The following is a 14,599-nucleotide window of genomic DNA, read 5'->3' on the forward strand; positions in this document are numbered from 1 at the left end:
CCGCTCCCGGCGAGCCGCGGCGGCCTTTTCGAGCGCGGCTGCGCGCTGTTCAGGGGTAAGGGGCGGAAGAGCCACGCCTACGTCACCTCGGATGTCGAACTGTCGGATACGGACCGGTGAGGAACCTAGTCGCCCCACACCTGGGGAGCCACGAGCAACACGCTCGCCCGCCGCCCCCCACTGCCTCGAGGGGCGTGGGAGGTGCCCCCACTCGTCGGAGACTAGCGGCCAAGTCCGCCAGAGTCAGCGAGAACAGCGGAAAAGTCCTGGTCAGCCTCCATGGAGTCGGACATAACCGGCATAACGCCCTGGATTTGCGGGTGTATTCAGACTCGGCACGTCCGATAGCCACTCATCGGAGGTTTGAACGGAGCCCCGGCCGGACACCTGAGAGCTGTTCAGCCGGAGGCCGCCGCGACGGCGATCTCCGCCGCGAAGCGCTCCGCGGACGCGCGCAGCGCGGAAGCGTCCGGTCCGTTGCGCAGGACCCCCCGGCTGACGTTCGGCACCACGTGCCGTACCGCCGCGCCGAACACCCCGGGCAGATCCGCCGGGGTGGCCCCCTGGGCGCCGATCCCGGGTGCCAGCAGCGGCCCGTTGATCTCCAGGTCGTACGAGGTGAGGTCGCCCAGCGTCGCCCCGACGACCGCGCCGAAGGAGCCCAGGGGCTCCGCGCCGGCGTTCTCGGCGGCCAGCCGGGCCAGCATCGTCGCGCCGACCGTCCGCCCGTCCTCGCGCACCGCGTGCTGCACCTCGCGGCCCTCGGGGTTGGAGGTCAGCGCCAGCACGAACAGACCGGCCCCGTTCTCGCGGGCCAGGTCCACGGCCGGGCGCAGCGAGCCGTAGCCGAGGTAGGGCGACACGGTGAGCGCGTCCGAGAACAGCGGCGCGTCCCGGTGCAGGAAGGTCTCCGCGTACGCGGCCATGGTCGAGCCGATGTCGCCGCGCTTGGCGTCCATCAGGACCAGGGCGCCGGCGGCCCGCGCCTCGGCGACGGACTTCTCCAGGACGGCGATCCCGCGCGAGCCGAAGCGCTCGAAGAACGCGCTCTGCGGCTTCAGCACGGCCACGCGGTCGGCGAGCGCCTCGACGACGGTGCGGCTGAACCGCTCCAGGCCCGCGACGTCGTCGTTCAGGCCCCAGTCGGCGAGGAGGGAGGCGTGCGGGTCGATGCCGACGCAGAGCGGGCCGCGCTCGTCCATGGCGCGGCGCAGCCGGGCGCCGAAGGGTTCCACCGTGCTCATGCCGCTGTCCTGACGTCTGCGCCGACCGCGTCGGCGAGGGTGGCGTACGGGCTGGTCCGCAGGCGTGCGGCGAGCCCCTTGTGGATCGCGCGGGCCCAGAAGGGACCCTCGTACACGAAGGCGCTGTAGCCCTGCACGAGGGTGGCGCCGGCCAGGATGCGCTGCCAGGCGTCCTCGGCGTTCTCGATGCCGCCGACGCCGACGAGGGTGATCCGGTCGCCCACGCGCGCGTAGAGGCGGCGGAGCACCTCCAGGGAGCGTGCCTTCAGGGGCGCGCCCGAGAGGCCGCCGGTCTCGTGGATCACGGCCGGGTCGGATGCCAGGCCGAGGCCCTCGCGGGCGATGGTGGTGTTGGTGGCGATGATGCCGTCCAGGCCGAGTTCCACGGCCAGGTCGGCGACCGCGTCGACGTCCTCGTCGGCGAGGTCGGGGGCGATCTTCACCAGGAGCGGCACCCGGCGGCGGGTCGCCGTGCGGTCGGCTGCCTCGCGGACGGCCGTGAGCAGGGGCCGCAGGTGGTCCACCGCCTGGAGGTTCCGCAGGCCGGGCGTGTTGGGCGACGAGACGTTGACGACGAGGTAGTCGGCGTACGGGGCGAGCCGCTCGGCCGACTTCACGTAGTCGGCGACGGCCTCCGTCTCGGAAACCGCCTTGGTCTTGCCGATGTTCACGCCGACCGTGGTCCGGAAGACCGGGTTGCGGGCGCCCAGGCGTGCGGCGACGGCCGCCGAGCCCTCGTTGTTGAAGCCCATGCGGTTGATCAGTGCCCGGTCGGGCAGCAGGCGGAAGAGCCGCTGCTCGGGGTTGCCGGGCTGCGGCTCGCCGGTGACCGTGCCGATCTCCACGTGGTCGAAGCCGAGCATGGCCAGGCCGTCGACACCGACCGCGTTCTTGTCGAAGCCGGCCGCGAGACCGAACGGGCCGTGCATGCGCAGCCCGAGCGCCTCGGTGCGCAGCTCCTCGTGGCGGGGGGCGAGCAGGGCCGCGAGGTACGTGCGGAGCACGGGGACGCGGGCGGCCAGCCGGATCCAGCGGAACGCCAGGTGGTGCGCGGCCTCCGGGTCCATGCGGGAGAAGAACAGCCGGAAGAAGAATTCGTACATGTCGAAGTACCCGTAGTGTCCTGAGTGTCCTCATGAAGAGGGGGACACCGTTTCCGGTGTCCCCCTCGGGGCTGGTGCGGTCAGTCGCGGGCCGCCGTCAGGCGTTCTGCGTGTTCCTGGAGGGAGCGGACGCCCACCCCTCCGTGGTGGAGCGCGTCGATGCCCTGCACCGCCGCCGCGAGCGCCTGGACCGTGGTCAGGCAGGGTACGGCCCGCGCCACGGCCGCCGTACGGATCTCGTAGCCGTCGAGGCGGCCGCCGGTGCCGTACGGGGTGTTGACGATGAGGTCGACCTCGCCGTCGTGGATGTGCTGGACGATCGTCTTCTCGCCGTTCGGGCCGGTGCCCTCGGACTGCTTGCGGACGACCGTGGCGTTGATGCCGTTGCGGCGGAGCACCTCGGCCGTGCCGGACGTGGCGAGCAGCTCGAAGCCGTGGGCGACCAGCTCACGCGCCGGGAAGATCATCGAGCGCTTGTCGCGGTTGGCGACCGAGATGAACGCCCGGCCCTTGGTCGGCAACGGCCCGTACGCCCCGGCCTGCGACTTGGCGTACGCCGTGCCGAAGACGGAATCTATGCCCATGACCTCGCCGGTGGAGCGCATCTCCGGGCCGAGGACCGTGTCGACGCCGCGGCCGTGGATGTCGCGGAAGCGCGACCACGGCATGACGGCCTCCTTGACGGAGATCGGCGCGTCCAGCGGCAGGGTGCCGCCGTCGCCGTTCGCCGGGAGCAGACCCTCGGCGCGCAGCTCGGCGACGGTCGCACCCAGCGAGATGCGGGCGGCGGCCTTGGCGAGCGGCACCGCGGTCGCCTTCGAGGTGAAGGGGACGGTGCGGGAGGCGCGCGGGTTGGCCTCCAGGACGTAGAGGATGTCGCCCGCCAGCGCGAACTGGATGTTGATCAGGCCGCGCACGCCGACGCCCTTGGCGATGGCCTCGGTGGAGGCGCGCAGGCGCTTGATGTCGAACCCGCCGAGCGTGATCGGGGGCAGGGCGCACGCCGAGTCGCCGGAGTGGATGCCGGCCTCCTCGATGTGCTCCATCACGCCGCCGAGGTAGAGCTCCTCGCCGTCGTACAGGGCGTCGACGTCGATCTCTATGGCGTCGTCCAGGAACCGGTCGACGAGGACCGGCCGGGAGGGGCTAATCTCGGTCGACTCGGCGATGTACGACTCAAGGCGCGCCTCGTCGTACACGATCTCCATGCCGCGGCCGCCGAGCACGTACGACGGGCGGACGAGGACCGGGTAGCCGATCTCGTCGGCGATGGCCTTGGCCTCGGTGAAGGTGGTGGCGGTGCCGTGCTTGGGGGCCGGCAGCCCGGCCTCGGCGAGCACCCGGCCGAAGGCGCCCCGGTCCTCGGCCGCGTGGATGGCCTCGGGGGGCGTGCCCACGACGGGGACGCCGTTGTCCTTGAGCGCCTGCGACAGGCCGAGCGGGGTCTGGCCGCCAAGCTGGACGACGACGCCCGCGATCGGGCCGGCGAGCGACTCCGCGTGGACGATCTCCAGCACGTCCTCGAGCGTGAGCGGCTCGAAGTACAGGCGGTCGGAGGTGTCGTAGTCCGTGGAGACCGTCTCGGGGTTGCAGTTGACCATCACGGTCTCGTAGCCCGCGTCGCTCAGCGCGAAGGAGGCGTGGACGCAGGAGTAGTCGAACTCGATGCCCTGGCCGATGCGGTTCGGACCCGAGCCCAGGATGATGACGGCCGGCTTCTCGCGCTTCGCCACCTCGGTCTCCTCGTCGTACGAGGAGTAGAAGTACGGCGTCCGCGCGGCGAACTCGGCGGCGCAGGTGTCGACCGTCTTGTAGACCGGGCGGACCCCGAGGGCGTGCCGGACCTCGCGGACGACGTCCTCGCGCAGGCCGCGGATCTCACCGATCTGCTGGTCGGAGAAGCCGTGCCGCTTGGCCTCGGCCAGCAGCTCGGGCGTCAGCTCCGGCGCCCCGGCCAGCTCATCCGCGAGCTCCTTGATCAGAAAGAGCTGGTCGACGAACCACGGGTCGATCTTCGTCGACTCGAAGACCTCCTCGGGCGTGGCGCCCGCGCGGATGGCCTGCATGACGGAGTTGATGCGGCCGTCGGTCGGACGGACGGCCTCCCGGAGCAGCTCGCCCTTGTCGCCGGGCTCGCCGACGAAGGTGAACTGGCTGCCCTTCTTCTCCAGCGACCGCAGCGCCTTCTGCAGCGCCTCGGTGAAGTTGCGGCCGATGGCCATGGCCTCGCCGACCGACTTCATGGTGGTCGTCAGGGTCGAGTCCGCCGACGGGAACTTCTCGAAGGCGAAGCGCGGGGCCTTCACGACCACGTAGTCGAGCGTCGGCTCGAAGGAGGCCGGGGTCTGCTCGGTGATGTCGTTGGGGATCTCGTCGAGCGTGTAGCCGACGGCCAGCTTCGCGGCGATCTTGGCGATGGGGAAGCCGGTCGCCTTGGAGGCGAGGGCCGAGGACCGGGAGACACGGGGGTTCATCTCGATGACGATGACCCGGCCGTCCTCGGGGTCCACCGCGAACTGGATGTTGCAGCCGCCGGTGTCGACGCCGACCTCGCGGATGATCGCGATGCCGACGTCGCGCAGGACCTGGTACTCGCGGTCGGTGAGCGTCATCGCGGGCGCGACCGTGATCGAGTCGCCGGTGTGGACGCCCATCGGGTCGAAGTTCTCGATGGAGCAGACGACCACGACGTTGTCGTGTCTGTCGCGCATCAGCTCCAGCTCGTACTCCTTCCAGCCGAGGATGGACTCCTCCAGGAGCACCTCGGTGGTCGGGGAGAGCGTGAGGCCCTGGCCCGCGATGCGGCGCAGCTCCTCCTCGTCGTGGGCGAAGCCGGAGCCGGCGCCGCCCATGGTGAAGGAGGGGCGGACGACGACGGGGTAGCCGCCGAGCGTGTCCACGCCCTTCAGCACGTCGTCCATGGAGTGGCAGATCACGGAGCGGGCGGACTCGCCGTGCCCGATCTTCTTGCGGACCTCCTCCACGACGCCCTTGAAGAGGTCGCGGTCCTCGCCCTTGTTGATCGCCTCGACGTTGGCGCCGATCAGCTCGACGCCGTACTTCTCGAGGGTGCCCGCGTCGTGCAGCGAGATGGCCGTGTTGAGGGCCGTCTGGCCGCCCAGGGTGGGCAGCAGCGCGTCGGGGCGCTCCTTGGCGATGATCTTCTCGACGAACTCCGGGGTGATCGGCTCGACGTACGTGGCGTCGGCGATCTCCGGGTCGGTCATGATCGTCGCCGGGTTGGAGTTGACCAGGATGACGCGCAGGCCCTCGGCCTTGAGCACGCGGCAGGCCTGGGTGCCGGAGTAGTCGAACTCCGCGGCCTGGCCGATGACGATCGGACCGGAGCCGATGACCAGGACGGACTGGATATCGGTGCGCTTAGGCACGCTGGTCCTCCATCAGGGAGACGAAGCGGTCGAACAGGTAGGCGGCGTCGTGCGGGCCGGCGGCCGCTTCGGGGTGGTACTGGACGCTGAAGGCCGGCTTGTCGAGGAGCTGGAGCCCCTCCACCACGTCGTCGTTGAGGCAGACGTGGGAGACCTCGGCGCGGCCGAAGGGGGTGTCGGACACCTGGTCGAGCGGGGCGTCGACGGCGAAGCCGTGGTTGTGCGCGGTGACCTCGACCTTGCCGGTCGTGCGGTCCTGCACCGGCTGGTTGATGCCGCGGTGGCCGTACTTCAGCTTGTAGGTGCCGAAGCCGAGGGCGCGCCCGAGCAGCTGGTTGCCGAAGCAGATGCCGAACAGCGGGGTGCCGCGCTCCAGCACGCCCTGCATCAGGGCGACCGGGTGGTCGGCGGTGGACGGGTCGCCCGGACCGTTGGAGAAGAACACGCCGTCCGGGCCGGCCGCGTAGATGTCCTCCAGCGTGGCGGTGGCGGGCAGCACGTGCACCTCGATGCCGCGCTCGGCCATGCGGTGCGGGGTCATGCCCTTGATGCCGAGGTCCACGGCCGCGACGGTGAACCGCTTCTCGCCGACCGCGGGGACGACGTACGCCTCCTCGGTGGTGACCTCCTCGTAGAGGCTCGCGCCCTTCATCTCGGGGGCCTCCTGGACGCGCGCCAGCAGCGTGGCGTCGTCCCGGACGGCGTCCCCGCTGAAGATGCCGACGCGCATGGCGCCGCGCTCGCGCAGGTGCCGGGTGAGGGCGCGGGTGTCGATGCCGGAGATGCCGACGACGCCCTGGGCTGCGAGCTCGTCGTCCAGGGTGCGCCGGTGGCGCCAGCTGGAGGGCACGCGCGCGGGGTCGCGGACGACGTAGCCCGCGACCCAGATCCGCTTGCTCTCGGGGTCCTCGTCGTTGACGCCGGTGTTGCCGACGTGCGGGGCGGTCATCACGACGACCTGGCGGCGGTACGAGGGGTCGGTGAGGGTCTCCTGGTAGCCGGTCATGCCGGTGGAGAAGACCGCCTCGCCGAAGGTCTCCCCCACGGCCCCGTAGGCACGGCCGCGGAAGATCCGGCCGTCCTCCAGGACGAGTACGGCGGGAGTCTTCGCGACTCCCCTGGTGGAGGTCGTCATCGTGCGCCTTCCGTTTCCTTCTGCCCGGTCTTCTCGGTGTTTTCGGTGTTCTCGATCATCCGGTTGAGGGTCTCGACCCATTCGTTGTGCTCGGCCGCGTGGTCGGAGCGGAACCCGGAGTCGATCGGCTTGCCGCCGTGCTCCCACGTGACGACCAGCAGACCGCCCTCGGTGAGGACCTTGCCGGCGATGCCCTTGTCGAGCCGGGCCTCGCGCAGCGCGGCCACCGGGATGAAGAAGTCGGCCGCTCCGGGGCGTACGACGTCGATCCCCGCGTCCGTCAGCGTGAGCTCGACACGGCTGCGGGTGCCCAGGCCGTGGGCCACGATCCGGTCCAGCCACTGCCCGGCGGTGGTGGAGCCGTGGTAGCGGCCGCTCAGCTGCAGTTTCGCCTCGCCCGGGGCCTGGGGGGTCCCGGGCAGCTCCGGCAGGTCGCCCTGGAGGGTGCCGCGCCACTTCCAGCCCTCGCGCATCAGCCAGTAGACGAGGGCGACGAACAGGGCGAGGCCCACGAGCCAGCCGATGCGGGCGGCCCAGTCGGTCACTTCGGCCGACTTCTGTTCGGCGGCGAGTACGGCTGCCTCTGCGGCGGCCGACGAAATCAGAGATGTCACGTGAGCTTCCCGTCGACGAGCGTGGCCTTGCCCCGGAGCCAGGTGTGCGTGACACGGCCCGGCAGCTCACGGCCCTCGTACGGGGTGTTGCGGCTGCGCGAGGCGAAGCCCGCGGGGTCCACCGTTCCACGGTATGCCGTGTCGACCAGGGTGAGGTTGGCGGGCTCACCAGCCGAGACGGGACGGCCGTGGCCGGAGGCCTGTCCGATGCGTGCGGGTGTGGCGGACATGCGGTCGGCGACGCCGGCCCAGTCCAGCAGACCCGTGTCCACCATGGTCTCCTGGACCACTGACAACGCGGTCTCCAGGCCGACCATCCCCATGGCGGCCGCGGCCCACTCGCAGTCCTTGTCCTCGTGCGGGTGCGGGGCGTGGTCGGTGGCCACGATGTCGATCGTGCCGTCGGCGAGGGCCTCGCGCAGGGCCATGACGTCGCGCTCGGTGCGCAGCGGCGGGTTGACCTTGTAGATCGGGTCGTACGACCGCACCAGCTCGTCCGTGAGGAGCAGGTGGTGCGGGGTGACCTCGGCGGTGACGGCGATGGAGCGGGACTTGGCCCAGCGCACGATCTCCACGGACCCGGCGGTCGACAGGTGGCAGATGTGCACGCGGGAGCCGACGTGCTCGGCGAGCAGCACGTCCCGCGCGATGATCGACTCCTCGGCCACCGCGGGCCAGCCCCCGAGACCCAGCTCCGCGGAGACGACGCCCTCGTTCATCTGGGCGCCCTCGGTCAGCCGTGGCTCCTGCGCGTGCTGGGCGACGACACCGCCGAAGGCCTTCACGTACTCGAGCGCGCGGCGCATGATCACGGCGTCGTCCACGCACTTGCCGTCGTCGGAGAAGACGGTGACGCCGGCCGCGGACTCGTGCATGGCACCGAGCTCGGCGAGCTTCCTGCCCTCCAGGCCGACGGTGACGGCACCGATGGGCTGGACGTCGCAGTAGCCCGACTCCTGGCCGAGCCGCCAGACCTGCTCGACGACACCGGCGGTGTCGGCGACCGGGAAGGTGTTGGCCATGGCGAACACGGCGGTGTACCCGCCGGAGGCCGCCGCCCGCGTACCGGTCAGCACGGTCTCGGAGTCCTCGCGGCCCGGCTCGCGCAGGTGGGTGTGCAGGTCGACCAGGCCCGGCAGGAGGACCTTGCCGCCGGCCTCGACGACCTCCGCGCCCTCGGCGGACAGGTCCGTACCCACGGCCTCGATGGTTCCGCCGTCGATCAGCACGTCCTGCGGCTCGCCGCCGAGCACCTTCGCACCACGGATCAGGGTCTTGCTCATCTCTTCTACTTCTCCTCGGTGCCAGAAAAGGTGTGCGCGGAGCGCTCGTCGGAAGGGTGGTGGTGGGAGACGGGCGGGCGGGAATGGGTGACGGCGGGCTCGTTGCCGCCCAGCAGCAGGTACAGGACTGCCATACGGATGGAGACGCCGTTGGCGACCTGCTCGACGACCGTGCAGCGGTCGGAGTCGGCGACCTCGGCGGTGATCTCCATGCCGCGGACCATCGGCCCGGGGTGCATCACGATCGCGTGCTCGGGCATCCGCGCCATGCGCTCGCCGTCGAGGCCGTAGCGCCGGGAGTACTCGCGCTCGGTCGGGAAGAACGCCGCGTTCATGCGCTCCCGCTGGACGCGCAGCATCATCACCGCGTCCGACTTGGGCAGCACGGCGTCGAGGTCGTACGAGATCTCGCAGGGCCAGGCGCTCGCGCCGACCGGGATCAGGGTGGGCGGGGCGACGAGGGTGACCTCGGCGCCGAGGGTGTGCAGCAGGTCGACGTTGGAGCGGGCCACGCGGCTGTGCAGCACGTCACCGACGAGGGTGATGCGCCGGCCCGCGAGGTCCCGGCCGAGGCCGGTGTCCCGGCCGACGAGGCGGCGCCGCATGGTGAAGGCGTCGAGGAGCGCCTGGGTGGGGTGCTGGTGGGTGCCGTCACCGGCGTTGATCACGGCCGCGTCGATCCAGCCGGAGTTGGCCAGGCGGTACGGGGCCCCGGAGGCGCCGTGCCGGATGACCACGGCGTCGACGCCCATGGCCTCCAGGGTCTGGGCGGTGTCCTTCAGGGACTCGCCCTTGGACACGCTCGATCCCTTGGCGGTGAAGTTGATGACGTCCGCGGACAGCCGCTTCTCGGCGGCCTCGAAGGAGATCCGGGTGCGGGTCGAGTCCTCGAAGAAGAGGTTGACGACGGTGCGGCCGCGCAGGGTCGGCAGTTTCTTGATCGGCCGGTCGGCGACCCGGGCCATCTCCTCGGCGGTGTCGAGGATCAGGACGGCGTCGTCACGGGTGAGGTCGGCGGCCGAGATGAGATGACGCTGCATCTTTCAGGCTCCGTGGGGCGTTTCGGTTCAGGAGGCGAGGCCCCGCCGCGGGGGCACGGCCGGGCGGACGGGCGCGCGGGCGCACCGGACGGTCGTACGGCGTCGATCACGCCGGTACGCCGCGGTGCGGGCGCTGCGCGTCCTTACGGGGCCGGCTTGGCACCGAGCAGGACGGTGTCGCGGCCGTCCTCCTCGGAGAGCTGGACCTTGACCGTCTCCCGCAGCGAGGTGGGGAGGTTCTTGCCGACGTAGTCGGCGCGGATGGGCAGTTCGCGGTGGCCGCGGTCGACGAGGACGGCGAGCTGCACGGCGCGCGGGCGCCCCAGGTCGTTCAGCGCGTCGAGGGCGGCGCGGATGGTGCGGCCCGAGAAGAGCACGTCGTCGACGAGGACGACGAGCCGGCCGTCCAGGCCGTCACCGGGGATCTCGGTGCGGGCCAGCGCGCGCGGCGGCTGCATGCGCAGGTCGTCGCGGTACATGGTGATGTCGAGCGAGCCCACCGGGATCTCCCGCTCGGTGATCTGCTCCAGCTTGGCGGCGAGCCGGCGGGCGAGGAAGACGCCCCGGGTCGGGATGCCGAGGAGCACCACGTCGTCGGCGCCCTTGGCGCGCTCGACGATCTCGTGGGCGATGCGGGTCAGTACCCGCGCGATGTCGGGGCCCTCGAGAACGGGCCGCGCACCGGATGCCTGCGTGTCCAGCTTGTCCATACGAAACGGACCTCCTTCTCCGCCTCACGGGACGGACCTTAAAGGACGTCGGAATTGCGCCATCCACGGTAGCAGGGTCGAACAACCGCCCTGATCACCCCCCTGGGCCAACAGACAGCGGTTACCACGGAAGAGTCGGTCCGGACCATTCGGCTTGACGGGGAAGAGTCACGCTGCGTAACCTCACAGTGAGTCACCAGCCGCGCGGCGTCGCCGCACGATGACACAGTGTCCGGGAGCTATATGTCCAGCGAATACGCCAAACAGCTCGGGGCCAAGCTCCGGGCCATCCGCACCCAGCAGGGCCTTTCCCTCCACGGTGTCGAGGAGAAGTCCCAGGGACGGTGGAAGGCGGTCGTGGTCGGTTCGTACGAGCGCGGCGACCGCGCCGTGACCGTGCAGCGCCTTGCCGAGCTGGCGGACTTCTACGGGGTGCCGGTGCAGGAGCTGCTGCCGGGCACCACCCCCGGCGGGGCCGCCGAGCCGCCGCCGAAGCTCGTCCTGGACCTGGAGCGCCTGGCCCACGTGCCGGCCGAGAAGGCGGGCCCCCTGCAGCGGTACGCGGCGACGATCCAGTCGCAGCGCGGCGACTACAACGGCAAGGTGCTGTCGATCCGCCAGGACGACCTGCGCACCCTCGCCGTCATCTACGACCAGTCGCCCTCGGTCCTCACCGAGCAGCTGATCAGCTGGGGCGTCCTGGACGCGGACGCCCGCCGCGCCGTCGCCTCCCACGAGGAGGTCTGAGCCGCTCCGCGGACGGACCCAGCAGAAACGTGCCGCCGGGGTTGCGGGAACCGAGGGGTTCCGGTAGCCCCGGCGGTTCGCGTGTGCCCCTGGAACGGCGGAGGGCCCGCAGCAACTCTCGTGCTGCGGGCCCTCCGCCGTTCCAGGGGCACGGGGCCGGGAACTACTCGCGGCGCAAGGACGGCTTCAGGTCCTTCAGCCGCCCCAGCAGCCCGTTCACGAACGAGGGCGACTCGTCCGTCGAGAACTCCTTGGCCAGCTGCACCATCTCGTCCAGGACGACGGCGTCGGGCGTCTCGTCCACCCAGATCAGTTCGTAGGCGCCCAGACGCAGGATGTTGCGGTCGACGACCGGCATCCTGTCGAGCGTCCAGCCGACGGCGTACTGGGCGATGAGCTCGTCGATGCGCTCCGCGCGCTCGGCGTACCCCTCGACCAGCTGCATCGTGTACTCGCTCACCGGCGGCTGCCGGGTGTCCGACCGGGCGTGCCGCATCCAGTCCGCGAGGACCGTCAGGACGTCGGCCTGGCGCTGGTCGCCCTCGAAGAGGATCTGGAAGGCGCGCTTGCGGGCCGTGTTACGGGCAGCCACGGTTAGCTGTTCACCCGGCCGAGGTAGTCGCTCGTGCGGGTGTCGACCTTGATCTTCTCACCGGTGGTGATGAAGAGCGGCACCTGGATCTGGTGGCCGGTCTCCAGCGTGGCGGGCTTGGTGCCACCGGTGGAGCGGTCGCCCTGGACGCCCGGCTCGGTCTCCTGGATGACGAGCTCGACGGCGGCGGGCAGCTCGACGAAGAGCACCTCGCCCTCGTGCTGCGCGACGGTGGCCGTGAAGCCCTCGATCAGGAAGTTGGCGGCGTCGCCGACGGCCTTGCGGTCGACGTGCAGCTGGTCGTACGTCTCCATGTCCATGAAGACGAAGTAGTCGCCGTCCATGTAGGAGAACTGCATGTCGCGCTTGTCGACGGTGGCCGTTTCGACCTTGACGCCGGCGTTGAAGGTCTTGTCGACGACCTTGCCGGACAGCACGTTCTTCAGCTTGGTGCGCACGAAGGCCGGGCCCTTGCCGGGCTTGACGTGCTGGAACTCGACGACGGACCAGAGCTGGCCGCCTTCGAGCTTGAGCACCAGGCCGTTCTTGAGGTCGTTCGTGGAAGCCACGGTTGCGGAATCTCCTGGACTGACGTGGACGACCGGAAGACACGCGCTACAGCGCGAGCAGCTCCTTGGTCGTGATGGTGAGTAGCTCGGGTCCGCCGTCCGCCTCGGGGCGGACGACGAGCGTGTCATCGATCCGGACACCGCCCCGGCCCGGGAGGTGGACCCCCGGTTCGACGGTGACCGGCACGCAAGCGTCCAGTTTACCCATGGCCGTCGGAGCCAATTGAGGGTCCTCGACGATTTCGAGTCCCACCCCGTGGCCCATGAGCGGCGGCAGTCCCTCCGCGTACCCGGCCGAGTCCAGGACCTGCCGGGCCGCGCGGTCCACGTCCCGGTGGGTGACACCGGGCGCGAGGGCCTGCCGGCCGGCCCGCTGGGCGGCGAAGACCAGGTCGTACAGCTCGATCTGCCAGTCGGCGGGAGAGGTGCCGATCACGAAGGTGCGGCCGATCTCGCAGCGGTAGCCGCGGTAGGCGGCGCCCAGGCAGACGGAGAGGAAGTCGCCCTCCTCGACCCGCCGGTCGGTGGGGCGGTGACCACGGCGGCCCGCGTGCGGACCGGTGGCGACGGAGGTCGTGAAGGCCGGGCTGTCGGCGCCGTGGTCGACGAGACGGCGCTCCAGCTCCAGGGCGAGGTGGCGTTCGGTGCGGCCGACGAGGATCGACTCCAGCAGCTCCGCCAGCGCCTGGTCGGTGATCTCCGCCCCGATCCGCAGACAGGAGATCTCCTCCTCGTCCTTGACCACGCGCAGCTGCTCGACCGCGCCGCCGAGATCGGTCAGGCGCAGCCGGGGGGCCACCTGCCGCAGGGCACGGTGCCGGGCGACGGTGAGGTGGTGCTCCTCGACGGCGAGCGACTCGGCCCCCCGGGCCAGCGCGAGATCGGCTGCGGCGACCGCGGGGTCCCCTCCCGGGCCGGGCAGGTGCCGCACGCGCAGGATCTCGTCGGGCCGCCCGTCCTCGGGCCGCTCGCCGGGGGCGTCCCGGCACAGCAGCAGGTCCTCGTCCACGCCCAGCAGGAGGACGGCGTCCCGGGGCGCCGTTCCCGCGAGGTAGCGCACATTGGCCGGGCGGGTGACGAGCGCCGTCGCACTGCCGCCCGCGTTGCAGTGCTCCCGAAGCCGGGCCCGGCGGGTCCCGTACACCTCTGACATGGGCCGAGCCTATGAGCGGTGGCCGGAAACCGCCGGTCCGGTGGGCCGGACGGGCGGTGGGTCATCCGTACGGGCTGCGCCGGGGAGCGGCACACAGACGGCTGTTCTCCCCCGTCGTACGTACGGACGGCAGCGTGCCCTGCCGGGCCGGGCGCCGCTACCAGTTCGGCGGGCTGGCGATGGAGCGGGCCAGGACCTCGTCCAGGACGCGGGCCGTCGCGGGGACGTCCAGCTGGGAGTTGTCGATGATCGGGAGCCCGGAGCCGTACCAGCCGGCCATCCGGCCGTGGATGCGGGCGACCTCCTCGTCGCTGAGGCGGCGGTTGCCCGAGCGCTCGGCGTTGCGCTCCAGCACGATCTCCAGACCGGGCAGCAGCACGACCGGCAGCAGCCCCGGGCCGACGTGCCGTTTCCAGCCACCGAGCCCGATGACCGGGCGGTCGGGGAAGACGGCGTCGTCGAGGATGCAGGAGATGCCGTTGGCCAGGAAGTTGCGGGCGGCGAAGCCGCAGGTGCGGCGGGCGAGACGATACTGCGCCTCGCTGTTGTCGTTCCACCCGGTCTGCGGGTCGGCGAAGCCCGAGCGCACCCACTCCCGTACGTCGTCCAGGCTGATGTGGGCCGTCGGGACGCGGCGGTGGTCCGCCCAGTACTTGGCGACGCTCGTCTTGCCCGCGCCCGCCGGGCCGATGAGCAGGACCGCGAGCGTGGTGGTGGTCGCGTCGGGCACTCCCGACGCGGGCGGTGCGCTCGGCACGCCGACGGGGCCGCCCGGCGGGAGCCGCACGTGCCCGGTGGTGTCCCGGGCCGGCGGCATGGACCCGTGGTGGGGCGCCGCCTGGTGGGGCGGGCCTTGATGCGGGTGCGGATGCGGATGCGGATGCGGTGGAGCCTGGTGCCCCGGGGGCTGGTGCGGTGGAGGCTGGTGCGCGGAGGGCTGGTGCGCGGGCTGCTGGTGGGGCGGGGCCTGGCCCGGCGGCACCTGCGGGGCGCCGGGCGGCGGGACCGGCGCACCGGCGA

General features: G+C 71.5%; 13 protein-coding genes and 1 pseudogene. 1 reads left to right on the forward strand and 13 read right to left on the reverse strand.

All coding sequences use genetic code 11. From position 1 onward, the window contains the following. The 9 genes and pseudogenes from UW392_RS26475 to pyrR form a co-directional block, all read right to left on the reverse strand. A pseudogene (locus tag UW392_RS26475) lies at nucleotides 1–75 on the reverse strand (nucleoid-associated protein); the annotation flags it as partial. Between the two features lie 323 nt (nucleotides 76–398). Continuing rightward, the gene (gene pyrF / locus UW392_RS26480) at nucleotides 399–1,244 is read right to left on the reverse strand and encodes an orotidine-5'-phosphate decarboxylase (RefSeq protein ID WP_320777639.1); all 846 of its coding nucleotides are present in this window, start codon (nucleotides 1,242–1,244) and stop codon (nucleotides 399–401) included. Further along, complete coding sequence (locus UW392_RS26485) at nucleotides 1,241–2,347, reverse strand: quinone-dependent dihydroorotate dehydrogenase (protein ID WP_320777640.1); 1,107 nt, start codon at nucleotides 2,345–2,347, stop codon at nucleotides 1,241–1,243. Before UW392_RS26485 ends, pyrF begins: the two co-directional genes overlap by 4 nt. Before the next feature lie 80 nt (nucleotides 2,348–2,427). Further along, nucleotides 2,428–5,736 carry a carbamoyl-phosphate synthase large subunit gene (gene carB / locus UW392_RS26490; RefSeq protein ID WP_320777641.1) on the reverse strand — a complete coding sequence of 1,103 codons (3,309 nt, stop codon included), beginning with the start codon at nucleotides 5,734–5,736 and terminating at the stop codon, nucleotides 2,428–2,430. Next, nucleotides 5,729–6,871, reverse strand: coding sequence for a glutamine-hydrolyzing carbamoyl-phosphate synthase small subunit (carA, locus tag UW392_RS26495; protein ID WP_320777642.1), 1,143 nt, complete (start codon nucleotides 6,869–6,871; stop codon nucleotides 5,729–5,731). The genes carB and carA overlap by 8 nt, the downstream gene beginning before the upstream one ends. Continuing rightward, a complete protein-coding gene (locus UW392_RS26500; protein WP_320777643.1) occupies nucleotides 6,868–7,485 on the reverse strand; it encodes a hypothetical protein in 618 nt (205 codons plus the stop codon). The genes carA and UW392_RS26500 overlap by 4 nt, the downstream gene beginning before the upstream one ends. Then, entirely contained in the window at nucleotides 7,482–8,768 is a 1,287-nt protein-coding gene (locus UW392_RS26505) for a dihydroorotase (protein WP_320777644.1), read from the reverse strand. The genes UW392_RS26500 and UW392_RS26505 overlap by 4 nt, the downstream gene beginning before the upstream one ends. A gap of 5 nt (nucleotides 8,769–8,773) precedes the next feature. Then, the gene (locus UW392_RS26510; protein ID WP_320777645.1) at nucleotides 8,774–9,808 is read right to left on the reverse strand and encodes an aspartate carbamoyltransferase catalytic subunit; all 1,035 of its coding nucleotides are present in this window, start codon (nucleotides 9,806–9,808) and stop codon (nucleotides 8,774–8,776) included. Nucleotides 9,809–9,951: 143 nt separating this feature from the next. Further along, nucleotides 9,952–10,518: a bifunctional pyr operon transcriptional regulator/uracil phosphoribosyltransferase PyrR gene (gene pyrR / locus UW392_RS26515; protein WP_320777646.1), complete on the reverse strand. Its 567-nt coding sequence runs from the start codon at nucleotides 10,516–10,518 to the stop codon at nucleotides 9,952–9,954. Between the two features lie 243 nt (nucleotides 10,519–10,761). Here pyrR and bldD point away from each other — a divergent pair, with 243 nt between their 5' ends. Beyond that, the gene (gene bldD / locus UW392_RS26520; protein WP_320777647.1) at nucleotides 10,762–11,265 is read left to right on the forward strand and encodes a transcriptional regulator BldD; all 504 of its coding nucleotides are present in this window, start codon (nucleotides 10,762–10,764) and stop codon (nucleotides 11,263–11,265) included. Between the two features lie 163 nt (nucleotides 11,266–11,428). Here the strand turns inward: bldD and nusB are convergent, their stop codons facing one another. The 4 genes from nusB to UW392_RS26540 all read right to left on the reverse strand — a co-directional run. Next, nucleotides 11,429–11,857 (reverse strand): transcription antitermination factor NusB, encoded by a 429-nt coding sequence (gene nusB / locus UW392_RS26525; RefSeq protein ID WP_320777648.1) that lies wholly within the window; start codon nucleotides 11,855–11,857, stop codon nucleotides 11,429–11,431. Between the two features lie 2 nt (nucleotides 11,858–11,859). Beyond that, nucleotides 11,860–12,426: an elongation factor P gene (gene efp / locus UW392_RS26530; RefSeq protein WP_320777649.1), complete on the reverse strand. Its 567-nt coding sequence runs from the start codon at nucleotides 12,424–12,426 to the stop codon at nucleotides 11,860–11,862. 46 nt (nucleotides 12,427–12,472) lie between these two features. Continuing rightward, nucleotides 12,473–13,579 (reverse strand): aminopeptidase P family protein, encoded by a 1,107-nt coding sequence (locus tag UW392_RS26535; protein WP_320777650.1) that lies wholly within the window; start codon nucleotides 13,577–13,579, stop codon nucleotides 12,473–12,475. Nucleotides 13,580–13,736: 157 nt separating this feature from the next. Continuing rightward, nucleotides 13,737–14,599: AAA family ATPase (locus tag UW392_RS26540; RefSeq protein WP_414496703.1), on the reverse strand; the 863-nt coding region annotated here is incomplete at its 5' end.

The organism is Streptomyces sp. CRN 30, assembly GCF_034105845.1.